Source organism: Flexivirga endophytica, assembly GCF_014640635.1.
In the GTDB taxonomy this organism is placed as follows: Bacteria; Actinomycetota; Actinomycetes; order Actinomycetales; family Dermatophilaceae; genus Flexivirga; species Flexivirga endophytica.
This window is the reverse complement of sequence record NZ_BMHI01000003.1, coordinates 614,703-638,096: the sequence shown is the minus strand read 5'-3', so window position 1 is coordinate 638,096 and position 23,394 is coordinate 614,703. Positions and strand designations below refer to the sequence as shown.

Annotated in this window: 26 protein-coding genes and 3 pseudogenes; 18 read left to right on the top strand and 11 right to left on the bottom strand. The window is 68.3% G+C overall.

Annotated features, from left to right (window positions below; genetic code table 11):
* Positions 1 to 58: 58 nt before the first annotated feature.
* The 8 genes from murQ to pdxY all read left to right on the top strand — a co-directional run bounded on the left by murQ (position 59) and on the right by pdxY (position 7,020).
* On the top strand, positions 59 to 952 hold the full coding sequence (gene murQ / locus IEX71_RS11670; RefSeq protein WP_188837170.1) for an N-acetylmuramic acid 6-phosphate etherase: 894 nt from the start codon (positions 59 to 61) through the stop codon (positions 950 to 952).
* A gap of 98 nt (positions 953 to 1,050) precedes the next feature.
* Positions 1,051 to 2,547 (top strand): long-chain-fatty-acid--CoA ligase, encoded by a 1,497-nt coding sequence (locus IEX71_RS11665; protein WP_188837169.1) that lies wholly within the window; start codon positions 1,051 to 1,053, stop codon positions 2,545 to 2,547.
* A gap of 45 nt (positions 2,548 to 2,592) precedes the next feature.
* The gene (locus tag IEX71_RS11660) at positions 2,593 to 3,033 is read left to right on the top strand and encodes a MarR family winged helix-turn-helix transcriptional regulator (RefSeq protein WP_188837168.1); all 441 of its coding nucleotides are present in this window, start codon (positions 2,593 to 2,595) and stop codon (positions 3,031 to 3,033) included.
* 26 nt (positions 3,034 to 3,059) lie between these two features.
* Positions 3,060 to 4,130 carry an App1 family protein phosphatidate phosphatase gene (locus IEX71_RS11655; protein WP_188837167.1) on the top strand — a complete coding sequence of 357 codons (1,071 nt, stop codon included), beginning with the start codon at positions 3,060 to 3,062 and terminating at the stop codon, positions 4,128 to 4,130.
* Positions 4,123 to 4,977, top strand: coding sequence for an Fpg/Nei family DNA glycosylase (locus tag IEX71_RS11650; protein ID WP_188837166.1), 855 nt, complete (start codon positions 4,123 to 4,125; stop codon positions 4,975 to 4,977). The genes IEX71_RS11655 and IEX71_RS11650 overlap by 8 nt, the downstream gene beginning before the upstream one ends.
* Positions 4,978 to 5,073: 96 nt before the next feature.
* Complete coding sequence (locus tag IEX71_RS11645) at positions 5,074 to 5,700, top strand: hypothetical protein (RefSeq protein WP_188837165.1); 627 nt, start codon at positions 5,074 to 5,076, stop codon at positions 5,698 to 5,700.
* Positions 5,701 to 5,807: 107 nt separating this feature from the next.
* A complete protein-coding gene (locus IEX71_RS11640; RefSeq protein ID WP_188837164.1) occupies positions 5,808 to 6,137 on the top strand; it encodes a rhodanese-like domain-containing protein in 330 nt (109 codons plus the stop codon).
* Positions 6,138 to 6,171: 34 nt separating this feature from the next.
* Positions 6,172 to 7,020 (top strand): pyridoxal kinase PdxY, encoded by an 849-nt coding sequence (gene pdxY / locus IEX71_RS11635; protein WP_188837163.1) that lies wholly within the window; start codon positions 6,172 to 6,174, stop codon positions 7,018 to 7,020.
* A 4-nt stretch (positions 7,021 to 7,024) separates the two neighbouring features.
* Here the strand turns inward: pdxY and IEX71_RS11630 are convergent, their stop codons facing one another.
* Positions 7,025 to 7,267 carry a rhodanese-like domain-containing protein gene (locus tag IEX71_RS11630; RefSeq protein WP_188837162.1) on the bottom strand — a complete coding sequence of 81 codons (243 nt, stop codon included), beginning with the start codon at positions 7,265 to 7,267 and terminating at the stop codon, positions 7,025 to 7,027.
* Between the two features lie 217 nt (positions 7,268 to 7,484).
* Between IEX71_RS11630 and IEX71_RS22830 the strand changes: the two are divergent.
* A pseudogene (locus IEX71_RS22830) lies at positions 7,485 to 7,994 on the top strand (nitrilase-related carbon-nitrogen hydrolase); the annotation flags it as partial.
* Here the strand turns inward: IEX71_RS22830 and IEX71_RS11625 are convergent.
* The 7 genes from IEX71_RS11625 to IEX71_RS11595 form a co-directional block, all read right to left on the bottom strand.
* Positions 7,926 to 8,807 carry a glycosyltransferase family 2 protein gene (locus IEX71_RS11625; protein ID WP_188837161.1) on the bottom strand — a complete coding sequence of 294 codons (882 nt, stop codon included), beginning with the start codon at positions 8,805 to 8,807 and terminating at the stop codon, positions 7,926 to 7,928. The pseudogene IEX71_RS22830 and the gene IEX71_RS11625 sit on opposite strands and share 69 nt — an antisense overlap.
* The gene (locus tag IEX71_RS11620) at positions 8,804 to 10,219 is read right to left on the bottom strand and encodes a bifunctional PIG-L family deacetylase/class I SAM-dependent methyltransferase (protein ID WP_188837160.1); all 1,416 of its coding nucleotides are present in this window, start codon (positions 10,217 to 10,219) and stop codon (positions 8,804 to 8,806) included. Before IEX71_RS11620 ends, IEX71_RS11625 begins: the two co-directional genes overlap by 4 nt.
* Positions 10,170 to 11,234, bottom strand: a complete 1,065-nt coding sequence (locus IEX71_RS11615) for an acyl-CoA dehydrogenase family protein (protein WP_188837159.1) — start codon at positions 11,232 to 11,234, stop codon at positions 10,170 to 10,172. The genes IEX71_RS11620 and IEX71_RS11615 overlap by 50 nt, the downstream gene beginning before the upstream one ends.
* Before the next feature lie 209 nt (positions 11,235 to 11,443).
* The gene (locus tag IEX71_RS11610) at positions 11,444 to 11,764 is read right to left on the bottom strand and encodes a hypothetical protein (protein WP_188837158.1); all 321 of its coding nucleotides are present in this window, start codon (positions 11,762 to 11,764) and stop codon (positions 11,444 to 11,446) included.
* 165 nt (positions 11,765 to 11,929) lie between these two features.
* The gene (locus IEX71_RS11605; RefSeq protein ID WP_188837157.1) at positions 11,930 to 12,403 is read right to left on the bottom strand and encodes an Hsp20/alpha crystallin family protein; all 474 of its coding nucleotides are present in this window, start codon (positions 12,401 to 12,403) and stop codon (positions 11,930 to 11,932) included.
* A 144-nt stretch (positions 12,404 to 12,547) separates the two neighbouring features.
* Entirely contained in the window at positions 12,548 to 12,967 is a 420-nt protein-coding gene (locus IEX71_RS11600) for a rhodanese-like domain-containing protein (RefSeq protein ID WP_229749659.1), read from the bottom strand.
* A gap of 19 nt (positions 12,968 to 12,986) precedes the next feature.
* Positions 12,987 to 14,210 (bottom strand): MFS transporter, encoded by a 1,224-nt coding sequence (locus tag IEX71_RS11595; RefSeq protein WP_188837156.1) that lies wholly within the window; start codon positions 14,208 to 14,210, stop codon positions 12,987 to 12,989.
* 85 nt (positions 14,211 to 14,295) lie between these two features.
* On the opposite strand from IEX71_RS11595, the gene IEX71_RS11590 reads away from it, so the two are divergent.
* The 3 genes from IEX71_RS11590 to IEX71_RS11580 are packed head-to-tail and all read left to right on the top strand — an operon-like array spanning position 14,296 to position 16,919.
* Positions 14,296 to 15,183: a LysR family transcriptional regulator gene (locus IEX71_RS11590; protein ID WP_188837155.1), complete on the top strand. Its 888-nt coding sequence runs from the start codon at positions 14,296 to 14,298 to the stop codon at positions 15,181 to 15,183.
* 9 nt (positions 15,184 to 15,192) lie between these two features.
* Positions 15,193 to 16,197, top strand: a complete 1,005-nt coding sequence (locus IEX71_RS11585; protein ID WP_188837154.1) for an SDR family NAD(P)-dependent oxidoreductase — start codon at positions 15,193 to 15,195, stop codon at positions 16,195 to 16,197.
* Positions 16,185 to 16,919 carry a CPBP family intramembrane glutamic endopeptidase gene (locus tag IEX71_RS11580; RefSeq protein WP_188837153.1) on the top strand — a complete coding sequence of 245 codons (735 nt, stop codon included), beginning with the start codon at positions 16,185 to 16,187 and terminating at the stop codon, positions 16,917 to 16,919. Before IEX71_RS11585 ends, IEX71_RS11580 begins: the two co-directional genes overlap by 13 nt.
* Here IEX71_RS11580 and ppk2 read toward each other — a convergent pair.
* Positions 16,840 to 17,704, bottom strand: a pseudogene (gene ppk2 / locus IEX71_RS11575) (polyphosphate kinase 2). The gene IEX71_RS11580 and the pseudogene ppk2 sit on opposite strands and share 80 nt — an antisense overlap.
* A 233-nt stretch (positions 17,705 to 17,937) precedes the next feature.
* Here ppk2 and IEX71_RS11570 point away from each other — a divergent pair.
* The 5 genes and pseudogenes from IEX71_RS11570 to IEX71_RS11550 all read left to right on the top strand — a co-directional run.
* The gene (locus IEX71_RS11570) at positions 17,938 to 18,960 is read left to right on the top strand and encodes a zinc-dependent alcohol dehydrogenase family protein (RefSeq protein WP_188837152.1); all 1,023 of its coding nucleotides are present in this window, start codon (positions 17,938 to 17,940) and stop codon (positions 18,958 to 18,960) included.
* A gap of 47 nt (positions 18,961 to 19,007) precedes the next feature.
* The gene (locus tag IEX71_RS11565) at positions 19,008 to 19,547 is read left to right on the top strand and encodes a HutD/Ves family protein (protein ID WP_188837151.1); all 540 of its coding nucleotides are present in this window, start codon (positions 19,008 to 19,010) and stop codon (positions 19,545 to 19,547) included.
* 106 nt (positions 19,548 to 19,653) lie between these two features.
* Positions 19,654 to 20,034 (top strand): VC0807 family protein, encoded by a 381-nt coding sequence (locus tag IEX71_RS11560; RefSeq protein WP_188837150.1) that lies wholly within the window; start codon positions 19,654 to 19,656, stop codon positions 20,032 to 20,034.
* A 43-nt stretch (positions 20,035 to 20,077) separates the two neighbouring features.
* Entirely contained in the window at positions 20,078 to 21,283 is a 1,206-nt protein-coding gene (locus IEX71_RS11555; protein WP_188837149.1) for an ATP-binding protein, read from the top strand.
* 63 nt (positions 21,284 to 21,346) lie between these two features.
* Positions 21,347 to 21,535: pseudogene (locus IEX71_RS11550) on the top strand (dihydrofolate reductase family protein); the annotation flags it as partial.
* Positions 21,536 to 21,553: 18 nt separating this feature from the next.
* Here IEX71_RS11550 and IEX71_RS11545 read toward each other — a convergent pair.
* Positions 21,554 to 22,492, bottom strand: coding sequence for an NADP-dependent oxidoreductase (locus tag IEX71_RS11545; protein WP_188837148.1), 939 nt, complete (start codon positions 22,490 to 22,492; stop codon positions 21,554 to 21,556).
* A gap of 115 nt (positions 22,493 to 22,607) precedes the next feature.
* On the opposite strand from IEX71_RS11545, the gene IEX71_RS11540 reads away from it, so the two are divergent.
* Positions 22,608 to 23,135, top strand: coding sequence for a MarR family winged helix-turn-helix transcriptional regulator (locus IEX71_RS11540; protein ID WP_188837147.1), 528 nt, complete (start codon positions 22,608 to 22,610; stop codon positions 23,133 to 23,135).
* Between the two features lie 52 nt (positions 23,136 to 23,187).
* Here the strand turns inward: IEX71_RS11540 and IEX71_RS11535 are convergent, their stop codons facing one another.
* The gene (locus tag IEX71_RS11535; protein ID WP_188837146.1) at positions 23,188 to 23,382 is read right to left on the bottom strand and encodes a hypothetical protein; all 195 of its coding nucleotides are present in this window, start codon (positions 23,380 to 23,382) and stop codon (positions 23,188 to 23,190) included.
* Between the last annotated feature and the right edge of the window lie 12 nt (positions 23,383 to 23,394).

Genomic DNA, 23,394 nt, shown 5'->3' with positions numbered 1-23,394 from the left:
GCAGCGAGCGACCAAAGGCTCAGGTGAATGCCGGCATCCGACGAAGGAGGAGGGCGGCATGAACCTCGGTGAGCTGACCACCGAAGCGCGCAATCCCCGCAGTGCCGACCTGGACGTGATGGACACCCGGCAGATGCTGGAGCTGATGAACGACGAGGACCGGACCGTGGCCGTCGCCGTGCGTGACGCGCTCCCGGAGATCACCGAGGCCGTTGATCTGATCGCGGCATCGCTGCGCTCGGGCGGCCGATTGATCTACGTCGGCGCCGGCACCAGTGGACGGCTCGGGCTGCTCGACGCGGTGGAATGCCCGCCGACATTCGATACCGACGCCGATCAGGTGACCGCGCTGCTGGCCGGTGGCCAGTGGGCGTTCGTCGAGGCCGTCGAGGGCGCCGAGGACGACATGAGCACCGCGGCCACCGACGTCGACGGACTGGAGGTCGGACCCGACGACACGGTCGTCGGGATCGCCGCGAGTGGGCGGACGCCATACGTCATCGGTGGCCTGCGTCGCGCACGCGAGCGCGGTGCGCAGACCGTCGCGCTCGCCTGCAACCGCGGATCGCTGATCGGCAAGGAGGCCGAGGTCGCGATCGAGGTGGCGACCGGCCCCGAGGTGTTGACCGGCTCCACCCGGCTGAAGGCGGGCACCGCACAGAAGATGGTCTGCAACATGTTGTCGACGGCGGCGATGGTGCGAATCGGCAAGACTTACGGCAACTTCATGGTCGACATGCGGCCGACCAACGCCAAGCTGGTCGACCGGGCCCGCCGGATCGTCGCCGCGGCGACGGAGTCGGACGAGCAGACCGCTGCCGACGCGCTGACCGCGGCCGGCGGCCGCACCAAGGTCGCGGTGGTGATGCTGCTGGCCGGTGTCGACGCGACTCGGGCCGAGCAACTCCTCGAGAAAGGCAGCGGCAGCGTCTCGGCCGCGATCACCCCCTAGATCTCGATACGGCCCTCCCACCTCGCCCTACTCGATCCGCCAAGGGCCCCCTGTGCACAATCTGTGACCCGGGTCACCCCGCCATCTACAGTTGTCGCATGACGAACCTCGCCGCCAATCTCGCCCGCACCGCCGAGCAGCATCCGGATGCTGTCGCGGTCAGGCTCGACGACTTCACGCTGACCTACGCGCAGCTGCGGGACGCGGCGGCGAAGTTCGCGGGCAAGCTGGCGGCGCGCGGCATACAGCCCGGTGACCGGGTCGCGTTGTCGCAACCCAACCTGCCGACGTTCCCGGTGATCTTCTACGGCGCGCTGTGGGCCGGCGCGACGGTCGTGCCGATGAACCCGCTCTTCAAGCCACGCGAGATCGCCTACTACCTCAGCGATTCCGGCGCTTCGCTGATGTTCGGTATGCCGGGAGACGGACCGCTGGGCGCGCAGGACGCCGGCACCGACTTCGAGCTGGTCGATCCCACGAACCCGGCCGCGCTGATCGGCGACGCCGACCCGCTGCCCGAGCCGGTGGAGCGCGCGGACGACGACACCGCCGTCATCCTCTACACCTCCGGCACCACCGGCCGCCCGAAGGGCGCTGAGCTGACACACCACAACCTCGACGACAACTGCGAGATGGTCGTCAGTCAGCTGGTGCACATCGGCCCGGGCGACGTGATCATGGGCTGCCTGCCGTTGTTCCACGTCTTCGGCCTGACCTGTGGTCTGAATGCCGCCGTGCGCAGCGGCGCCACGATGACGCTGATCCCGCGCTTCGAGCCGGGCAAGGTGCTGGAGATCATGCAGCGCGACAAGGCGACGATCTTCCAGGGCGTGCCGACGATGTACAACGCGATGCTCGCCGCAGCCGGTGATGTCGAGAAAGGGAAGGACGTCGACGTCTCGTCGCTGCGCACCTGCTGCTCCGGTGGTGCGGCACTGCCGGGCGAGGTGATGCGCAAGTTCGAGGAGCGGTTCGGCGCCAAGATCCTGGAGGGCTACGGCCTGTCCGAGACCTCGCCGGTGGCGTCCTTCAACCTGCCCGACCGGCCGCGCAAGGTCGGCTCGATCGGGGTGCCGCTCAACGGCGTCGAGATGCGGCTGGCGCAGCCGGACGGCTCCGACACCCCCGTGGGCGAGATCGGCGAGATCGCCATACGCGGCGACCTGATCATGAAGGGCTACTGGGGCCGTCCGGAGGCGACCGCCGAGGCGGTGCGCGACGGCTGGTTCTACTCCGGCGACCTGGGGAAGATGGACGAGGACGGCTACTTCTTCATCGTCGACCGCGCGAAGGACATGATCATCCGCGGTGGTTACAACGTCTACCCGCGCGAGATCGAGGAAGTCCTCTACGAGCACCCCGACGTCGTGGAGGCGGCAGTCATCGGCGTGCCGCACGAGCACTACGGCGAAGAGATCGCGGCATACATCGTCCGCTCGCCGGGATCAGAGTTGGACGCCGAGACGTTGACCGAGTGGGTGAAGGAGCGCGTGGCGGCATACAAATATCCGCGGCGGCTGGTCTTCATCGATGCGCTGCCCAAGGGTGCGACGGGCAAGATCCTCAAGCGCGAGCTGCGCGAGCCGGTCACATGATGCTCAGTATTGACTACGCATAGCATTTCTATATACCATACGCCCATGCAACCCGAACATGTCGATCACGAAGGCGCCCGGCTCCTCGGTGCGGTCGCCCGGCTCAACCGCTGGGCGACCCGGCACGCCGAGCTGCGGATCCCGCCCGCGCAGGGCCGGCTGCTGTCGCTGATCGACGAGCTCGGGCCCGCTCGCATCGGTGAGCTCGCCAACGCCGATCACTGCAGCCAGCCGACGATGACCACCCAGGTGCAACGTCTGGAGGCGGCCGGTTGGGCGACGCGTTCGGCCGACTCCAACGACGCGCGGGTGGCGCTCATCGAGCTGACCGGGCAGGGCCGCGCCCAGCTGGAGCGGTTGCGTGCGGCTCGCGCCGCGGCGCTCGCACCGGAGCTCGCGCGGCTCAGTGAGCAGGAGCGCCAGTCGCTGCGCAGCGCGACCGAGATCATCCTGGGCATCGTTCACCCGGGTGACGATGACCAATAGTCTGCGCCGGGCTCTAATCTGAGCGTATGTCGAAGCCCCACCCCGCAGCACGCGCCGAGGACGCGGTCAACGCCGTCGTCGCTCGACGGCTGCGCAAACGGGGATGGAAGCTGCAGGTCATCCCCTTCACCGGGTATGGCGGCACCGGCTTTGCTCGCGTGCTGGCCCGTGTCGTGTTGGCCCGGGACGGGCAGCCGGCCACCGCACCGACGGCTGAGGAGGCGCCGACCCGGCGCGGCTTCAAGGTGTTCTTCACCGCGCCGCTCGCCGAGGTCGAGGTGCGGATCAGCTGTGGTGCGGCCAGCGCAGAGGCGACGACCGACCGCGGCGGCTACCTCGACATCGAGCTGACCGGCCACGGTCTCGAGCCGGGCTGGCAGGTCGCCACGATCAGTGTCGACGAGCTGGACCTCGAGGTGCCGGTGCAGGTCATCTCGCCGGAGACGAGCTTCGGGATCATCAGCGATGTCGACGACACCTGCCTGGTCACGGCCCTCCCGCGGCCGATGATCGCCGCCTGGAATTCCTTCGTCCTGGAGGAGACCGCCCGCAAGGTCGTCCCCGGGATGCCGGCGATGTACCGCTCACTGCTGGCGGCCAATCCCGGGGCGCCGATCGTCTACCTGTCCACCGGCGCCTGGAACACCCAGCCGATCCTGATGCGCTTCCTGCGGCGGCACGGGTTCCCGTCCGGGCCTGCGCTGCTGACCGACTGGGGTCCGACCAACGACAGCATCTTCCGCAGCGGCCAGGCGCACAAGCGCTCCTCGCTGCGCCGGTTGGCGCGCGAGTTCCCGCACATCCAGTGGCTGCTGGTCGGCGACGACGGCCAGCACGACCCGGTGATCTACGAGGACTTCGCCGTCGAGCATCCCGACAACGTCGCGTGCATCGCGATCCGGCAGCTGACCGCGACCCAGCAGTTCCTCTCGCACGGTCACCCGCTGGTGCGCGACGAGCTGCGCGGCCGGCCGATCCGGATGATGGTGTGCGAGGGCCCCGACGGCTTCACACTGCACCGGCTGGTGCGCAAGGCGCTCGCGGACGGCCGCGACACGACACCGACCGCCGGGGAACGGAGCGACGCCGATGCCTGAGCTGCCCGAGGTGCAGGGCCTCGTCGACTTCCTGCGGTCACGGGTGGTCGACCTGCCCGTCGCCCGGGTCGACCTCGGGTCGTTCTCGGTGCTGAAAACCTATGACCCGCCGGTGGATTCGCTCGGCGGCCTGTCGGTGACCGATGTGACCCGACACGGCAAGTGGGTCGACATCGACGTCGACGGGATCCACCTGGTCTTCCACCTGTCCCGCGCCGGCTGGTTGCGCTGGTCCGACAAGTTGCCGCAGACCGTGGTGCGACCGGGCAAGTCGCCGATCGCGCTGCGGATGCGCTTCGCCGACGACTCCGGTTTCGACCTGACCGAGGCCGGCACCCAGAAGCGCCTCGCGGTATATGTCGTGCGCGATCCGGCCGAGGTGCCCGGCATCGCGTCGCTGGGACCGGATCCGTTGGAGATCTCGCGGGCGGACTTCGCGGGGCTGCTCGCGGGGTCACGTAGTCAGATCAAGGGGCTCTTGCGGGACCAGTCCGTGCTGGCCGGGGTGGGCAACGCCTACTCCGACGAGGTGCTGCATGCGGCGAAGCTTTCGCCATACGCCGCTGCCGGGAAGCTGGACGACGAGGCGGTCGACCGGCTGTATGACGCGCTGCGCGACATACTGACCGGCGCGATCGCGGCGGCGTCGGGCAAACCGGCGAAGGATCTCAAGGACGCCAAACGTGCCGGGATGCGCGTGCACGGCCGCACCGGCGAGAAGTGCCCGGTCTGCGGTGACGTGGTGCGCGAGGTGTCGTTCGCGGATCGATCGATGCAGTATTGCGCCACCTGCCAGACCGGTGGCAAGCCGCTGGCCGACCGCCGTATGTCGCGACTGCTGAAGTAGCGGCTCGGGCCGGTCAGTTACGCCCGGACGCTGCGGCGCGTGCACAAGTCTCCCCAGTGTCGGGATCGGTACGGGTCCGGGGTGCAGAATGCCCGCGTGAAAAGTGATGCGGTCGACCTCGAGGCGCGGGCGGGCGAGCTGGAGCAGTCGCGCTTCCTCACGGTGCGCGGCGGTATGGCGTTCGGCGGGCTGGCCTACCTGCTGGTCGGCGGGCTGTTCCTGGTCTATTTCGGCGCCACCCAGGGGGACGACGGGCACACCGTGAGCCCGGTGCTTGTCGGCATCGGCTGGTTGCTCGTTGCCGCGGCGGCGTGCGGCAACCTGGTGATGCTGCGTCGGTTCGTGCGCTTCTGGAGCGAGCTGCGCGCCTGGGTTCGGGCGTTGGTGCGGCGCGACGCGGACGACACGGAGTGCGTGGGTCTCGAGTCGCAGCTCAAGCGCCGCAGCACGAGGAGCACGGCCGGGCCGGCCGGCTCGTTCACCATGGGAGCGGCGTTCGTGGTGCCCTTCGGGCTGGTGCTGCCCTTTCTGGCGCTGCTCGTCGAGGTCATCGCAGTCGCCGATGCGGTCAGTGGCTCCGGAACGCGCGTCGTGACGGCTGTCTTCCTGGGGGCGGCGCTCGCGGCGACCGTGCTCGCCACCGGTTTGGCCGTCTTCGTGCTGTGCGGGCTCGGGTTCGCCGGCGTGCCGCTGCGGCGGTGGCGGGGCCGGCGTGCCGGCTGATCGACCGGCATACCCCTGCATACGGATTCCGCCAGTTTTCGTAGGCCGCTCGAACTCTTGGGCTGCCTGTCGATCATCGGGCGGGGCGGATGGGTCAGGATTGAGGCATGACTGATTACACGACGCCCGAGCAATTGGCGGACGACGCCGTCGTCGTCGATGTGCGCGAGCAGAACGAATGGGATGCCGGGCACGCGCCGGGCGCCATACACATTCCGATGGGTGAGCTGCCGTCGCGGCTCGACGAACTGCCCGAGTCCGACGAGCGTGACCCGCTGCCGATCATCTGTCGGTCCGGCAACCGGTCCGGTCGCGTGGTGGCCTGGCTCAACCAGCAGGGGTTCGACTCGGCCAACGTCGAGGGCGGCATGAAGCAGTGGATGTATGTCGGCAAGCCGGTCGTCACCGACTCGGGTGCCGACGCGCAGGTCATCTGACCGGCGGGCGACCCCTCCGCCATACACTGCCGCGGTGAACATCCTGTCGATCCAGTCCTCGGTGGCCTACGGCCACGCGGGCAACAGCTCTGCGGTGTTTCCGTTGCAGCGACTCGGCTTCGAGGTGTGGCCCGTCTACACGGTGCACTTCTCCAACCACACCGGGTATGGCGAGTGGCGTGGCCCGGTCTTCGAGCCGGAGACCGTCGCCGACGTGATCACCGGCATCGAGGAGCGCGGCGTGCTCGGCGAGTGCGATGCGGTGCTGTCCGGTTACCAGGGCGGTGAGCAGGTCGGCGCGGTGATCCTCGACGCGGTGTCGCGTGTGAAGGCCGCCAATCCGAAGGCGATCTACTGCGCGGATCCGGTGATGGGCGACGTCGAGCGCGGCTTCTTCGTGCGGCCGGGCATCCCGGAGTTCATGCGGGACAAGGTGATTCCCGCGGCGGACATCGTGACGCCTAACCAATTCGAGCTGGACTTCCTGACCGGTTCGGAGGCACGCACGGTCGATGGCGTGCTGCAGGCGGTGGACTCGCTGCGCGACCGCGGGCCGCGCACCGTCTTGGTCACGTCGGTGCAGACCGACGAAACCCCAGCAGATTCAGTGCAACTCGCGGTCGTCACGGATGACGGCGCGTGGCTCGTGACTACGCCGCTGCTGCCGATGTATGTCTCCGGTGCAGGTGATGCGACGGCCGCGATCTTCCTCGCGCGGTGGCTCACCGAGACTCCTGCGAAAGCCCTTGCGGACACTGCGGATTCGGTGTTCTCGATCATGGAGCGCACGCATCAGGCGGGCACTCGTGAGATCCAGCTGATCCAGTCGCAGGACGCCATCGCGCATCCGCAGGACCGGTTCGAGGTCGTCCGACTGCGCTGATCTGTCAGCGCACCACCCGTGTCGGCTCCGGGACGACGGGATGGCCGTCCGCGGCATACTGCCGAAAGCCGCCGATGAGGTCGGTGGCGCGGCGAAAACCGAGTCGTTGCAGGTCCCGTGCGGCAATGGAGGACGAGTAGCCCTCGTTGCACACCACCACGATCACGTCGTCGAAGCCCGGCGCTCCGTCCATCGCCGCGCCGCTGGTCGGGTCGAGGCGCCATTCGAGGACGAGCCGATCGATCACTCGGCATGGTCCAAGGTCAAGATGAGCACATGACCGAATCCTTCAAGGTTGCCGCGGCCCAGCTGGACACCCGAGAGCCGCACCGGCGGGCAGCGCTTGCCGCCCTGACCGCCCACATCGCCAGCACTGCGCCCGATGCGGTCGTGTTGCCCGAGATGCCGTTCTCACCGTGGCTGGCCGCCGATCGGGTGGGCGACCCGGTTGCTGACTCCCGGCGGTGGCAACACAGCGTCGCGGAGCACGACGCAGCCGTCAGGCGGTTGGCGGATCTCGGTGCTCCCGCCGTAGTCGCGCGCGACCGACGCAGGCCCGGCGGAACGAAGCGTTCACGTGGACGGCAGCGACCGGAGCGGTGGGGCTCCGCGAAAAGTACTACTTGCCCGATGAGGCCGGCTTCTGGGAGGCCAGTTGGTATGACCGAGGCGAGCTCCGCCTCGGGTCGGCACGCGCCGGCGCCGCGCGGGTCGGCATCCTCCTGTGCACCGAGCTCTGGTTCTTCGAATGCGCACGGCACTACGCCCGCAGCGGGGTGGAGTTGTTGTGCATCCCCCGTGTGACCCCGTTCGACTCCCTTGACCGGTGGCTGGCCGCCGGCCGGGCGGCCGCCGTCTGTGCCGGCGCGTACTGCGTGTCGTCCAATCAGTGGGTGCCATCGGGCTCAGGAGTCGAGGCCGGCGGGGCAGGCTGGGTGATGAGCCCCGACGGTGACGTGCTCGCAGTCACCACCGACGACGAGCCGTTCGTCACCGTCGAGATCGACCTCGATGTCGCCCGTGCCGCGAAGCAGACCTACCCGCGGTACGTCCGCGAGTGACGAGTTCCTCGCCGCGCCGATCGAGTCCGTTCCCATGATGCGCCGACCGAGGGCGTGCAGGTACGTGGCGAAGCCTTCGGGTGCTCTCCCGATGAGTCGCCCGGAGGTCAGCACCTCGATGGTTGCGGCGTCTCGCACCTGCAAGCCGCGTCGGCGGAACGCCTCCACGAGAGTGCGGTCCTCGTGCGCGGCGAGTGGGGCGAACCCTCCGGCCAGGTCGTAGGCGGCGGCATCGAAGCTCATGTTGGCACCGTAGACACCGTGCTGGGCGCGGTCGGGGTGATGCCTGGCGAGCCAGGCCTCCATGAGCGGAATCGGTAGATCGTCCGAGCGGGGCCGTACCGAGCCGAGGACCAGGTCAGCTCCCGCACGGCGGTGTCGCAGGTGAGCCAGCAGCCAGTCCGAGGGGACGACGCTGTCGGCGTCCGTGCAGGCGATCCAGGTGTCGTCGGCTCGGGAAGGCACGAGCTGTCGCGCCCGGTCGATCCCGGCCCGCCGTGCTGCACCCACGCGGTGAGCGTGCACTGCCAGCACCTCGGCACCTACGGCTTCGGCGATGCGTGCTGTGTCGTCGCTGCACGCATCGGCGACCACGGTGCAGGTGGTGCGTGCGTTGACTTCGTGCTCGGCCCGTGCGCAGGCGATCCGCGCAGCTGTCACCGCGGCGCCGATCAGTTCCTGCTCGTTGTGCGCCGGGATGACCACGTGCACCGTCAGCGGGCTCATGCGCCCGGGTCGGGCAGCTGCTGCAGGTCGCACAGCAGGATCATTTCCACATCGCGGTCGCGGTACACGGCCTGCGATGGCGGCAGCGTGGAGCCGGCGAACGCGTGGTGCACGGCGGCCGCGTCCAGCGGCCAGCCATCGATGGGATGCCTCCAGTGCGACAACAGCACCACCCCTTCCGGCGCAAGGCAGCGCTCGATGCGGGCGATGGTCCGCGCCAGAGCAGCCGGGCTCAGGAAGTACCCAACCTCGGAGAACACCACCAGGTCGTAGCTCCCGCGCGGCCACTCGTCGGGGACTTGAGCCGTCGCCAGTTCGACGTTGGCGGGGACCCGCGATGTCGCCGCAGCGATGGCGGCAGGAGAACTGTCGATCGCCATGACCCGATCCGCCATACCCGCCAGCTGTGCCGTCAGGACACCGGTGGAGCAGCCGACCTCCAGGACCTGCCCGAACCGGGCGCGCGGCAGCATGGCCAGTGCGAGCTGCCGCTTGCGCTGCTCGTACCACCGGCTGTCGGCGCCCCACGGTTCGGACTCGCGCTGGTGCAGTTCGTCCAGGACGGTGTCGGGTGGGACCTCGTCGTGGAGGAACAGCTCGCTGTCCGGTTCGGCGAAGTGGCGGAGGAAGTCCGGCTGCAGGATGGCCTCGTCACCGGGCTGGTCGCTGAGCGGTCGCACCTGGCTGCGGTGCGCGTCGATCGCCCGCCGCTTGGCCGCGCGTGCTGCCGGGGTCAGGTGCAGCTGCTGCAGTCGATCCGCCTGCAGGTCGTCCGGGGTGTACTGGTGGCGGAACCAGATCGGATACTCCAGCAGCGATGCATCGGTGCGATGTGCGGCGGCCGCCGCGGCAGCGCCGGCGGCGTCGTGGTCCGGGTGCCCGTCCTGCCGGTACGGCGCCACGATCAGGACTTCGCCCGCTCGGTCCAGCCGGCCGGCCTGCGCCACGATCGACGCGGTGAGCTCTTCGACATGGTCGGCGACCTGCCCGTCCGGTATGCCGCCCACGCGGACCGACCCTGTTCGCAGCCCCAGCGCAGTGGCGGCGCGCTCCGCCTCAGCGGACCGGATCCGGGTGAGTGCCGCCTTGTCGTGGGTGGGTGAGCCCGGATGGGAGCACTCGCCGGCGGTGAAGATGAGGAGATCAACCGGTATGCCGGCAGCGGTCGCGGTGGCGATCAGCCCTCCCGCCCCGAGGGTCTCGTCATCGGGGTGTGCTGCCACGACGACGATGTGCCGCACGCCCGCGAGGGTGGCTTCGGCGGCCCCCTTGACGCTGGGATGATCCGCCCAAACGGACTGGCTGACTCCGGTATCGGTGTGATGGAAAGTCATCGGCGCGACGGCTTTCGGGCCGGTGCCGTCATTGCTGGTCCTCGGCGATGAGCAAGCGGCCGAGGGCTGCCAGGTCACGCTCGGCATGGTGCTGGCGTACGTAGAGGCGCAAGTCGCTCACGCGCTGGACGTAGTCGACCTCCGTGGTCAGCGGCGCCGGGCCGAGTGCGTGGTCAGCCACTCGCAGCACGTCTTCGGCGGTGTTCGCGCACACCGACCGTGCGCGGTTCGCGAGGACCGCCGGCGATGGGGCACGATCGCTGTCCACCTGGTCGGCAGCTGCCCGCAGGGACTGCTCGCAGGCCCAGAGCGACACGTCGAGTTGCCCGATGTGCAACTCCGCGATCTGGTCCGGCGTGCGACGAATCGCTCGCACCCGCTCGGCGAGGCCGAGCGCTCCGCCGAACCAGATGCTCCCGACGCCGATCCCGCCCCACGCGAACCCTTCGCGTTCGAGATACCAGCCCGGCGGTCCGACGGGAGTTGCGCTCACCCGGTCGAGTCGGATGCCCACGCTGGTGACGTCGGGCAGGCCGTGCGCCACCCACTGCGAGGTGCGGTCGACGCGGACACCCTGGTCGTGCAGGTCTATCGAGAACAGGCCGCGTTGCCGGTCATCCACCCATGCGGTGATCAGGGCGCGGTCGAGCCGACCGGGCAGGGAACACCACGGTTTGACCCCGTTGAGCAGCCAGCCGTCGGCAACCTGCTCGGCCGACAACCGCGTGCCCGGTCCCTCGGCCGCGAACACGCCCCAGGTCTCCGTCGGTCCGGGCGGAGCTGGATGGTGACCGTCCGCTGCGGCCTGATGCAGGATCGCCAGAGCATCCAAGTGCGGCTCCACGACCCTGGCGACAGTCAGATCGACCGTCGCCAGCGACGCGAGCGACGACCACAACTTCCAGGTTTGCCCCATTGCCGGCAGCGGCAGCTCCGCACCGAGGCGCCGGGCGAGGCTCAACGCAGCATCCACCACGTCCGGGGCCTCGTGAGCCTCGCGCGCGGCTCGCACGACCGCGTCGACGAGCAGCGGAGCCGGTCCATTGACGAGCGCGCCGACCGGGCGGCCGGGCGTGGCGGTGGACTCGGTCATACGCGGTCGGCTCCCTGTGGTCGGTGTTCGCTTCGCCCGGTCCTCGATCGCTGGAGGTCGGGATCGGCGGTTACGCCGTCGGCCTCGACCGACTTACGTCTCCGCCTCGTGATGGCGAAGGTACCTCAGCGCAGTGCTTCTCACCTACGGGCATGTCGTACCCAGAACCGGCCGTCGCAACCGGCTGTCGCTCGAGCCGACACAAGGTCTCACATCGGGTGGTCGATCTCCTGCTGGTGCGGGTAGTCATCGTCCAAGCCGCCGTCGACGGTGATCAACTGCTCGACCCGGTCTGCTTCGTTCGCATCGGTCAGCGGCACGCTGTCCGGCAGGGCTTTGGTACGGCGCCGCTGCAGTTCCGCGCGGATGGCGCGCACCTGGCGGTCCCACCGGGCGATCTCCGGGTGCGCGCGGTAATGGGCAGCAGCGCGCCGGCTGTTCAGGCGTTCCTCTATCCGGGCCAGTTCAGCGAGCAGTTCCCGAATCGTCCTGGCCCGTAGGTCCGCTGGTTCGGGTTGGATTGGGTTCATCGCGGTGCACCTCGGAACGCGACCATGAAATGACCATGAAAGCTGTGGGCGGCGACCGGGCGAGATCAGCAAGTGATGGACGAGAGGATGACTGGGCTGAAGACGGCCCCTTGATCCACACCCGGCCGCCGCGGTTGTTCGACGGTTACGGTTGCCTACGCGGTGTTATTCGCCTCCTTTCAGCGTCCGGTCCGATGTGTCGGTCTGCGAGGTGACCAAGTGCTGGTCGCTCTCGTTGCTGTGGATGACCTGGATCTGGCGCGGCTTGGCACGCTCGTGCAACGGGATGGTCAGGTTCAGCACGCCGTTGTCGTAGCTCGCGTCGATCCGCTCGGTGTCGATGTCGTCACCCAGGGTGATCTGCCTGCGGTAGACGCCGGCGAAGCGTTCACTGGTCAGCCATTGCACGTCGTTCTCCGGCGGCGGGGTCCGGTGCGCGGTCAGGGTCAGGACACCACGATCCACGTTGACGTCGATACTGCCGGGATCCATCCCGGGAAGGTCGGCGTGCAGTACGTAATGGTCGTCGACCCGGTAGAGGTCGATCGGCATGAACTGCGGGGAGCGCGCCGAGCCGGCACGCATGCCCAGCAGATTGCGGGCAAGGGCGTCGAGATCAGAAATCGAGTCAGAGCGCATAGCAACCTCCAACGATCAGGGGCAGCCTACCGGTTACCCGGAGGCAACCAACTACGAATTCCTACGGCCAAAAAATTAGCACTCTGCTGACGAGAGTGCCAGACCTGTCCGGAAAATTTTTTGGGGAAACCGCCGCGAGGATTTTCAGCGGATGACGGCGACCGGATCGGCAACGACCGGGAGTCCCTCGGCGGCATACTGTCGGAAGCCACCGACCAGATCGGTCGCGTGCCGAAAGCCGAGGTGCTGCAGGTCGCGGGCGGCGATCGACGAGGAGTAGCCCTCGTTGCAGACGACGACGACGACGTCGTCGAAGCCCGGTGCGCCATCCATGGTGGCGCCGCTGGTCGGGTCCAGCCGCCATTCGAGGACGAGGCGGTCGATCACGACGGACCCGGGCACGTGCCCCTCCACGAGCCGGGTGTGATCGTTGCGGATGTCGATGAGGTGGCCGCCGCTGCGACGGATGTCCTCGAGCTGATCACCGGTCACCCGTCGCAATGCCGCCCTCGCCTCGGCGACGAAGTCGGCCACGGTCTGACGTTGGTCATCGTCCACACTCACCCGGACAGGCTAGGCCGACTCAGGGGGTGAACTTCAACATCCGCCACGTCGATGTCACGGCGACGACGATGATCAGCGCGGCGAAGCAAACCACGAGCGTGACCGTCGGCACCCAGCTCAGCAGCACCCCGCACGCGATGACCGGCACGGTGATCCCGGCGTATGCCGCCAGGAACATTCCGGCCACCGTCTCGCCTCGCCGCGCCGGATCCGCCATCCGATTGGCGGCGGCGATGCTGGAGGCGAAGATCAAGCCGATGCCGGCGCCGGCGACGATTCCGCCGGTCGACAAGACGGCCAGCGTCTTGATCAGCGTGCCGGCCGCGACCAGCACCAGGCCGGCCACGATGAGCCCTATGCCGGCCTGCAGCTTGAGCCGGGGCCGCAGCCCGTACAGGAGAACCTGCGACACCGAGGATGCGCCCATGGTCCCGAAGACAACCAGCCCGATCACCAGCCGCGAGTGCTGATGCATCACCTCACCCAGCACGCTGCCGGTCAATGAGGTGAAGAAGCCGAGCACCGCGAACGAGCCGGCCGCGGCCAATCCGGTCGCGATGAACTCGCCTCGTACTTCTGGGGATACGCTCACGCGCTGCGGCTGGTACGGCGGGCGCTGATCCGGTATGTCAACCGTTTCCGGAGCAGTCACCGCTACGACTGCCACCACGAGCAGCGCGACGAGGAAGACGACGTACGGCAGAGTGAGCGGGTGGGGCCACCACTCGGTGAGGAGACCGCCGATGATGGGCCCGAGGGCCAGGCCGCCGGTGTTGACGGCGCTCGCGACCAGACTGGCTCGCCTACCGTCCTCCGCGGGTGCGCCGACCGAGCGCAACTCACTGAGATGGGCGGTCGCGGTCGAGGTCAGTGCGCCGATGCCAGCCCCGCAGATGAAGCGGGCGATGAGCAGGCTGGCGACGTCCTTGAGGAAGACGAACATCAGGCAGGACACCAACTCGGTGATCACTGCGGCGAGGAAGATGCGGCGCCGGCCGAGGTAGTCCGATACGTGACCGACGAGGAAGAGCCCACCCATGACGCCGAAGCCGTAGGCCGCGAAGATCACCGTGATCATCAGCGTCGGGAACCCGTCGCGTGCCTGGTAAAGGCCGTAGAGCGGGGTCGGGACGGTGGTGAAGGCCATCGTCGCGGCGAACGCCGTGGCCACCAGCCAGAACGCGCGCCGGTGGCCCGCGTGGTCGATCCGCGCGGCGGCGGAGTCCGAGGTGGTTGTCGTCATACGTCAATGGTTGTCCTGCAGGCTGATCGTGTCCAACGAACAATCGTCACATGATTCATCGGTGAAGCCGATTAGTATGGATCGCGTGGACACCCGGCAGCTCGAATACTTCGTCACAGTGGCGCAGGAGCGCAGCTTCACTCAGGCCGCCGCGCGGCTGAACGCAGTGCAGTCGACGGTCAGTGCTGGCGTCGCGGCACTGGAGAAGGACCTGCGGTATGCCGTGCTCACGCGCTCCACCCGCCGGGTCGAGCTGACTCCGCAGGGCGCGGAGTTGTTGCCCATAGCCGAACGGATTCTCGCTGACGAGAGGAAGATCCGGTCGATCGGCGGCGATCAGGGTGAGACGCTGCGCGGGCGGATCAGGATCGGCACGCTGACCAGTCTTGAGTGGTTGGACCTGCCTGGACGGCTCGGCGCGTTCCACCGGCAGCACCCGGACGTGAAACTTTCGCTGGCCCAACGGCCACGCGGTTCGAGTGACATCGCGCGCGATCTGCGCGCCGGCCGCCTGGATGTCGGACTGGTCGGTTTCGACGCCGCTGAGCTGGCCGATCTTGCGCCGATTGTGTTGCAGGACACGCCGTTCGTCGCGATGCTGCCGCCGACGCATCCGTTGGCGACCGAGACCACGATTTCCTTGGCGGCTCTGGCGCGGGACGGATTCGTGGACGTTCCAACCGGATTCGGCAATCGCACCATGGTCGATCGTTACCTGGCCGCCCAGGGTGTCCGTCGTTCGGTGCTGGTGGAGGTACCGGATCTGACGACCGTCCCCGACTACGTGCGGGCCGGACTGGGCGTTGCCGTGGTGCCACGACCGTCCGGCGAAGCGCGCGGCGTCGTCATCCGAGGGCTGGCGGAGCCGCTGCGGTGGCAACTGTGTCTGGTGTCGTCCCCGAAGGCCAGGGACAACGAGGCGGTGCGGCAGCTGCTCCGTGTGCTGGGCAGGCGGGAGCTGAAAGCCGGTTAGGTTGGGTGCATGGGCGATAACAGCAAGCGCGCACTGGTAACCGGTGCAAGCGGCTACATCGGGTCGCGGCTCGCTCCGGCGCTGCTCGCGGACGGTTGGCAGGTCACGGTCCTGGCGCGCCACCCGGAGGCGATCCGCGAGCGGAGCTGGGCGCGTGATGAGACGGCGGTCCGCGTCGTGACCGGTGATGCCACGAAGCCCGCCGATCTCGCGCGCGCCCTCGAGGGTGCCGATGTCGCCTACTACCTGCTGCACTCGATGGACGGACAGGGCGATTTCCAGGAGCGCGACAAGCGGATGGCGCACGGATTCGCCCAAGCCGCAGCCGATTCCGGTGTGTCGCGCGTCGTCTACCAGTCGGGTCTGCACCCGCAGGACGAGGAGTTGAGCGATCACCTCGCGTCGCGGGCGGAGGTCGGTGAGATCTTTCTCGCCGGCGAAGTGCCGACGACGGTCCTGCAGGCGGCGGTGATCATCGGGTCGGGTTCGGCCTCGTTCGAGATGCTGCGCCACCTGACGCACCGCTTGCCCGCGATGGTCGCTCCCAGGTGGCTGCGCAGTCGCATCGAGCCGATCGCGATCCGCGACGTCGTGCGACTGCTCGTGGCGGCGGCCGCGTTGCCGGCGGACAGCAATCGCACGTTCGACATCGGATGCGGCGAGGTCCTGACCTATCAGAAGCTCATCGAACGCTTCGCCACAGCGGACGGGTTGCGGCCACGACTGATCGTGCCCGTTCCGTTCCTGAGCCCGTGGCTGGCCAGCCATTGGGTCGGACTGGTGACGCCGGTGCCCACCGGGGTGGCCAAGCCGCTGGTCGGCAGCCTCGTCCACGATGTCGTGTGCTCCGAGCGCGACATCTGGGACGCGACAGGTGTGCCGGCTCCGCTCTCGCTCGACGCCTCGATCGCTGCGGCGCTGGGCGGCAGCTCGCGTCGATCGGGCGGGTTGCCGGAGCCCGGCGAGGCCGATCCGGCCTGGTTGACCAGCGCCGATCCGGAATGGGCGGGCTGACGATGCACGTCCCGAAGCTCCGCCCCGACCCCGTGACCGGCGTCGCGGCCCTCACCCTCGCGGTCGGCACGCCGATGCTGCGCCGGGCGATCCGCAGTCCGCGCGGCGGCACGGCGTTCCGGCGGCGCGCCGTCGAGCTCGCGGCGGCCTGGACGGCGGGTGCGGTCGCCGTCCGCGCCATCGAGCCGGCGGGGTTCGAGTTACCGACCGACCTGCGCGCCGTCGTGCTGCAGCCGGCCGTCGCCGGCGCGGCGACCATCGGTGTCTTCACCGGCGGTGCCCTGGTGGGTGCCCGCCTGCCCTTCGTGCGCGACCGAATGGCCGACGTGCTGGACCACGCTCGCCGGGGTTCGTTGCCGATCGTCGCGGGACTGGCACTGCTCACCGGCGCCACCGAGGAGCTCTTCTTCCGGGGAGCGTTGTATGACGTCGCGGGGCACCTCGGGCTGCCGGAGGTGTCGAGTACGACGGTGTTGCACATGGCGGTGACCACGGCGACCGGCAACCCGATGCTGGTGCTGGCGTCCGGGTTGCTGAGCACGTTGGCCGGGCTGGAGCGCGCGCACACAGATTCGGTGATCGCACCGGTCGTGCTGCACGTGGTCTGGTCGGCCGGGATGCTCTTGGTGCTGCCGCCGATCGTCAATAGGCGGAGCGATATCCACCCTGGAAGCCATCCTCGCCCTCATCGAGGATCTGCTTCGCCGATCCGACGATCTTAGGGTCCGGGTAGCCGATGACGGCTCGGTCCTTGTCCGGGTAGGGCATCGTGTCGAGCACGTGGCGCATCGCCTCGAGCCGGCCGCGCTTCTTGTCGTTGGACTTGATGACCGTCCAGGGCGCCCACTCGGTGTCGGTGTGCTCGAACATCGCTTCCTTGGCGCGGGTAGGCGTTCCACTTGTCCAGGCTGGCGAGATCGGTCGGGCTGAGCTTCCACTGCTTGACGGGGTCGGTCGCGCGGCGTTCGAAGCGGGTGATCTGCTCGTGCCGGCCGACGGAGAACCACAGCTTGATCAGCCGGATGCCCGAGTTGACCCACATCTGCTCGATCTGCGGGCAGGACCGCATGAACTCGTCGTATTCGTCGTTGGTGCAGTAGCCCATGACGCGCTCGACCCCGGCGCGGTTGTACCAGGAGCGGTCGAAGAAGACGATCTCACCGGCCGCGGGCAGGTGAGCGACATACCGCTGGAAGTACCACTCGGATTGCTCACGTTCCGTGGGCTTTTCGAGCGCAACCACGCTCGCGCCGCGAGGATTCAGGTGCTCGGTGAACCGCTTGATCGCGCCGCCCTTGCCGGCGGCGTCCCGGCCCTCGAAAGCGATGACGACCTGCTGGCCGGTGTCCTTGACCCACGCCTGCATCTTGAGCATCTCGATCTGCAGGGTGCGCTTGATCCGGTCGTATTCCTTGCGACTCATCCGGGCGTCGTAGGGAAAGCCACTGCGCCAGGCGTCATCACGCGCGGCGGGCAGTTCGATGCTCGTGCTGGGCAGCGCGACCACGTCGTGTTCGTCGACAGTGACCTCTGCGGCCGTCTCGGTTTCGTCCACCCGCTGAGTCTGGCAAATGGAAACCCGCAGGTCGAGACGGTAGCCCGCCCGCTGAGCGAGTGCCGGGGGAGCGCAGCGGGGGAGGTGTATCGAGATCCAGGGGCGGAGCGACTCGATGTGCTCCTCTACCGCTGTCTAGGGTGAACCCCAGAAGGCGCCATACACCCCAATCCGAAGGAGAAGCGATGCGCGGAGTGATGCTGCACAGCCCGGGTGACGTCCGGGTCGAGGAGCGCGAGGACCCGAAGATCACCCGGCCGACCGACGCGATCATTCGCCTCGCCGCCACCTGCGTGTGCGGCTCCGATCTGTGGTCCTATCGCGGCGTGAACGACGTCACCGAGCCGCAGCCGATGGGCCACGAGTATGTCGGCGTCGTCGAAGAGATCGGTGACGACGTGTCCACGGTCAAGCCGGGCGACTTCGTTGTCGGGTCGTTCATGGCGTCCGACGGGACGTGCGAAATATGCCAGGCGGGCTACCAATCTCGTTGTGCCCACGTGGTTCCCGTCGGTGGATTCGGCACGCAGGCCGAGCGGGCACTCATCCCGTGGGCCGACGGCACCCTGGTCGCAACGCCGGGTATGCCGGACGACGACCTCGTCCCGTCCCTCCTCGCTGCCTCGGACGTGCTCGGCACCGGCTGGTTCGCCGCCGAAGCGGCAGCGGTCGAGCCCGGCAAAACCGTTGTGGTTGTTGGCGATGGCGCGGTCGGGCTGCTCGGCATACTCGCTGCCCGCGAACTCGGGGCCGAGCGGATCATCGCAATGAGCCGGCACGTGTCACGCCAGCAGCTGGCGAAGGAGTTCGGCGCCACCGACATCGTGGTCGAGCGCGGCGACGAGGGTGTCGAGCGCATCAAGGAGATGACCGGCGGATATGGCGCGCACTCGGTCATCGAGGCCGTCGGCACCCAGGAGTCGATGATGCAGGCGATCCGGTCCACCCGCCCGGGCGGTCATGTCGGCTTCGTCGGCGTCTCGCACGGCGTCGAGCTGCCGGGCGAGGAGCTGTTCTACTCCGCGGTCCATCTGCACGGCGGACCTGCCCCGGTCCGGCGTTACCTGCCGGATCTCATCGAGCGCATCGTCAGCCGAAAAATCAACCCCGGCAAGGTGTTCGACCTGACTCTGCCTCTCGACGAGGCGGCCGAGGGCTACCGCGCGATGGACGAACGCCGTGCCATCAAGACCCTGCTGACCGTCTGAAGCTTTCGTCCCCTGAGCCGAGCGCGCGAGACAACACGAGGAACGACATGACCAGCACGGCGATCCGCTTCGCGGACGCGAGGACGATGCCGTGGTTGGGCGGTGGTGGCATCACCCACGAGCTGGCCCGGCACCCGGCAGAGGGCGACTTCGGCTGGCGGCTGAGCGTCGCCGAGGTGCAGCAGGACGGCGCCTTCTCCCGGCTGGACGGCGTCGATCGGGTCATCGTGCTGTGCTCGACCGGTCGCATGGTCTTGCAGACGCCTGATGTGATTGAACTGCAACGTTTTTCGCCATACAGCTTCGATGGCGGCACCGAGGTGAGCTGCGCCGTGCCCGATGGGCCGACCCGGGACTTCAACGTGATGACCAGGCGCGGCCGGTATGTCGCCGACGTCGCGACCGTCGTGGGTGACGGTGCACGCATTGAGGTGCCGACCGGGGCGCAGGTCTTCGCGTTCTGCATGGACGGCGCGGTGACGTGCGGCGCAGAGCTCAGCACGTTCGACCTGGCCCAACTCGACGAGCCGACGACCGTCGACGCGAGAAAAGGTGCTGCAGCAGTCATCACGATTAGGGAATGCTGATCTATCGGCAACTTCGCGGTTCAGCGCGTGGATAACCCTTGCGGCCGTCGACGAATCGGCCTGGTGACGATGCTCGCGTGGGACGTGGGCCTACGCCCGTTGGCTGGTGGTGAAGGGCTGTGTCGTCACGGCGATCGCCGGCTTCGTCTTCCTCGGCAGTGCTGTGCTGCAGCGACCGCTGGCCCTGACCGTCGGCAAGCGACTGGCCGCGCAGGACCCGGAGTCACTGGCCGAGTTGGAGCGGGGCTGGCGCGAATCCGCCGACTTCCGAACCGGATTCATCCGGCTGGCCCTGCTGTGGGGATTCGGTCTGGTGCTCGAGTCGGTCGTGCGGCTGATCGTCATCTACACGGCATCGCTCGACTTCGCCGTCGCCGCCTCCGCCGCCATACAAATACTTGCGTATGCCGTGATGATCGCCATCACCGTCCGCAACGTGAAAGCGATGCGGGCCCTCGCCGCTGGGTACCTCGATGCGACACGCTAACGATGTATCAGCCAAACCCTAGATATACCCATACAGTCCTCGCGTGGACCCGATACGCAACCCCTACGCGCCCGGCGCCGGGCAACGCCCGCCCGAGCTGGCCGGCCGCGACGACGAGCTGCGCACTTTCGACGTAGTGCTGGAGCGCATCGCTCGCGGGCGCCCGGAACGCTCGGTGGTGCTCACCGGCCTGCGGGGAGTCGGCAAGACCGTCCTGCTGAATGCGCTGCGCTCAGCGGCTGTTCGGGCGAAGTGGGGCACCGGCAAGCTGGAAGCGCGCCCCGAGCAGCGGCTGCGTCGTCCGCTGTCGTCCGCGCTGCACCAGGCCGTTCGCGAGCTGGGCCACTCCCAGCAGGAGGATGTCGACCAGGTGCTCGGCGTCATCAAGTCCTTCGCCCAGCGCGACGCCGGCGCCAACGCCAAGCTGCGCGACCGCTGGAATCCGGGCATCGACGCACCCGCCGTCCAGGGTCGTGCCGACTCCGGCGATATCGAGATCGACCTGGTCGAGTTGCTCTCCGACGCAGGCGGATTGGCCGCCGACCTGGGCCGCGGCATCGCGATCTTCATCGACGAGATGCAGGACCTGCACCCGGACGACGTGTCGGCGCTGTGTGCGGCCTGCCACGAGATCAGCCAGGCGTCGCTGCCGATCATCGTGGTCGGCGCCGGTCTGCCGCACCTGCCCGCGGTGCTCTCGGCATCAAAGTCCTACAGCGAGAGGCTGTTTCGCTACGCACGCATTGGCCGGCTCCCCCGTGAAGCCGCCGACAAGGCGTTGCAGTCACCGGCGCAGGAGGAGGATGCGGAGTTCGACGACGCCGCACTCGAGGCGATGTATGCCGCCACTGGTGGCTATCCCTACTTCATCCAGGCCTACGGCAAGGTCGCGTGGGACGTCGCCCCGGGCTCGCCCGTCGGCGCTGCGGACATCGCGGTGTCGGCACCAGCCGCTGAGGCCGAGCTCGCGGTCGGATTCTTCGGATCCCGTTATGAGAGAGCGACTCCCGGCGAACGCGAATATCTGCGCGCCATGGCCGACGCTGCGACCGACATACCCGACGACGAACGCGACGACGTGGAGTCCGTGCCGACGTCCGCGGTCGCGACCGTCCTCGGCCGCAAGCCGCAATCGCTTTCTCCGGCCAGGGATGCACTGCTGAAGAAGGGCCTGATCTACTCCGGCGAACGCGGCCGTATCGCGTTCACCGTCCCCCACTTCGGCAGGTATCTCCGCAGCGTCAGCTAACCAACCGCGCAGCAGCAGCGGCCCGACGAGCGCGATGCCTTCCTCGATCGCGCGGGCCCCGGTGTTGCCGAAGCCCTGGCGGCGGCCGACCTGGTCGACGAGTATCAGGTGTTCGTCCACCCCGTCATCCTCGGCGGCGGCACGCCGTTCTTTCCGACGCTGCCCGCCCGCCAGTCGATGAGGCTGGTGGAGCCGCGCGTCTTCGACGGCCGCATCGCGGGACTTCGTTACGCGCGGGACCGGGCTGCTTGAGGCAGGCGAGCCGGGTCGTCAGACGGCGGGCGGGACGGCCACGACCTTGCCGTGGATCTCGCCTGCGTCGGCTTGGCGGTGGATCGACGGCAGCTCGCTCAGCGGCACCCGCTGGGCGATCTCGACATGGAGGTCACCGCTGTCGATGAGGGCGACGAGGCCGGCGAGGACGGCTGCGTCGGTATGCACGTAGATCGTGACCGCGCGCACGCCTCGCTCCTCATCACCGGGCGTCTCCACCATCGGTGTCGTGGAGACGACGACACCTCCATCCTGGACGCGTGTGACCAAGGCGGTGAATCCCTCGGGGGTGATCGGAGCCAGATTGAGCAATATGTCGACGGGTTCGGTCACCGCGTCGAGCACAGAGGTGGCCGTATGGTCGATGACCTCGTCTGCGCCGGCGGCCTCGACGATCTTGCGACTACGAGGGCTCGCCGTGGCGATGACGTACGCACCTGCGCGGTGGGCCAACTGCACGGCATACCCGCCCACGGGGCCGCCGGCGCCGTTGATCAGCACCCGCTGCCCAGCCTTGAGTTCGCCGGCCTCGAAGAGTGCCTGTGAGGCCGTGAGCCCGACCGAAGGCAACCCGGCTGCATCGGCAAGCGGAATAGCGGTGGGCGCCTTCCCGACCGCCTCCGCCGGGGCGACGACGTACTGTGCCGCCGCACCGTCTGCGTCCATGGGAATGAATCCGATGACTTCCTCGCCCAGCGTGCGGCCGACCACGCCGTCGCCGAGCGCGTCGATCGTTCCGGAGACGTCATAGCCCGGAATGTGCGGCAGCGTCACAGGGAAGGGCAGAAAGCCCCCGCGGATACCGCCGTCGGCCGGGCTGTATGCCGAGCCGGCGACCTGGATGCGCACCTGACCAGGGCCAGGGACCGGCATTTCCGCATCCTCATAGCGCAGGACTTCCGGGCCGCCTGTTTCGTGGAACCGTACTGCCTTCATGTCGTTTCACCCTTCGAACAATGTGCTTCGGATTCGAAGCAACTACGTTAACGCTAGCACTGCTTCGAATTAGAAGCAAGTAGTTGGAGTTCGAAGCACTGGTAGGTTGGCTGTCATGTCTTCCCCACCGCGGTCTCTGGACGAGACGGAGCTCGGCGCGTACTTCGCCCTCATCGAGGCGAGCAGCCTGCTGAAGCACGCCGTTGAGGAGCAGTTGCGCGAGGCCGGTGATCTGAGCTACGTGCAGTTCCAGCTTCTTGCCACCCTCGGCGACTCCCCAACGGGCAGTCGGCGGATGACCGATCTGGCCGACGGTGTCGTCTACAGTCGCAGCGGACTGACCTACCAGGCCCAGACACTGGAGAAGCGTGGCCTCGTGGAACGCACCCAGTCCAGCGACGACGAGCGCGGCATCACCGTCACCGTCACCGCGGAGGGCCGTGCCGTGCTGGCGGACGTTTTCCCGGGGCACGTCGCCATACTCGACGAGCTGTTGTTCGCTCCGCTGTCCCGATCCGACGTCGAGGCGCTCGCCGACATCCTGTCTCGCGCGCGCGATCACATGCGTCAAAATCCGCCTCGATCGGCAAAGCCGCGGCGGCGCAGGAAAGCCGCGGCCGGAACGGGCCGTGAACGAACGTGAGAGGGCCAAAGCGGATTATTGCGTCCGCTTCTAGATGGACGGCTGGTGACGATCAGTAGCCCGCGGACGCGATGCCGCGCAGAAAGACCGTGCGCTGCTCTTCGGCCGCCTCGTCCCAGCCGGAGACGGCAGTCATGGGTTGGGCAAGCATGGCGCCGAACCGGACCACCGTCGAACCAGTCACCTCTGGGCGGACGCTGCCGTCGTCGTGTCCGCTCTGGATGATGGCCGCAATCAGGTCCTTCAAGCGAGGGCGCAC

Coding starts and splice junctions, on each gene's coding strand:
- IEX71_RS11655 (WP_188837167.1), top strand. CDS start 3,060: ATGTCGAAGCCCCACCCCGCAGCACGCGCCGAGGACGCGGTCAACGCC.
- IEX71_RS11580 (WP_188837153.1), top strand. CDS start 16,185: ATGGGCGGGCTGACGATGCACGTCCCGAAGCTCCGCCCCGACCCCGTG.
- IEX71_RS11650 (WP_188837166.1), top strand. CDS start 4,123: ATGCCTGAGCTGCCCGAGGTGCAGGGCCTCGTCGACTTCCTGCGGTCA.
- IEX71_RS11625 (WP_188837161.1), bottom strand. CDS start 8,807: ATGAGCCCGCTGACGGTGCACGTGGTCATCCCGGCGCACAACGAGCAG.
- IEX71_RS11610 (WP_188837158.1), bottom strand. CDS start 11,764: ATGAACCCAATCCAACCCGAACCAGCGGACCTACGGGCCAGGACGATT.
- IEX71_RS11660 (WP_188837168.1), top strand. CDS start 2,593: ATGCAACCCGAACATGTCGATCACGAAGGCGCCCGGCTCCTCGGTGCG.
- IEX71_RS11605 (WP_188837157.1), bottom strand. CDS start 12,403: ATGCGCTCTGACTCGATTTCTGATCTCGACGCCCTTGCCCGCAATCTG.
- IEX71_RS11665 (WP_188837169.1), top strand. CDS start 1,051: ATGACGAACCTCGCCGCCAATCTCGCCCGCACCGCCGAGCAGCATCCG.
- IEX71_RS11545 (WP_188837148.1), bottom strand. CDS start 22,492: ATGAAGGCAGTACGGTTCCACGAAACAGGCGGCCCGGAAGTCCTGCGC.
- IEX71_RS11595 (WP_188837156.1), bottom strand. CDS start 14,210: ATGACGACAACCACCTCGGACTCCGCCGCCGCGCGGATCGACCACGCG.
- IEX71_RS11570 (WP_188837152.1), top strand. CDS start 17,938: ATGCGCGGAGTGATGCTGCACAGCCCGGGTGACGTCCGGGTCGAGGAG.
- IEX71_RS11585 (WP_188837154.1), top strand. CDS start 15,193: ATGGGCGATAACAGCAAGCGCGCACTGGTAACCGGTGCAAGCGGCTAC.
- IEX71_RS11615 (WP_188837159.1), bottom strand. CDS start 11,234: ATGACCGAGTCCACCGCCACGCCCGGCCGCCCGGTCGGCGCGCTCGTC.
- IEX71_RS11640 (WP_188837164.1), top strand. CDS start 5,808: ATGACTGATTACACGACGCCCGAGCAATTGGCGGACGACGCCGTCGTC.
- IEX71_RS11565 (WP_188837151.1), top strand. CDS start 19,008: ATGACCAGCACGGCGATCCGCTTCGCGGACGCGAGGACGATGCCGTGG.
- murQ (WP_188837170.1), top strand. CDS start 59: ATGAACCTCGGTGAGCTGACCACCGAAGCGCGCAATCCCCGCAGTGCC.
- IEX71_RS11540 (WP_188837147.1), top strand. CDS start 22,608: ATGTCTTCCCCACCGCGGTCTCTGGACGAGACGGAGCTCGGCGCGTAC.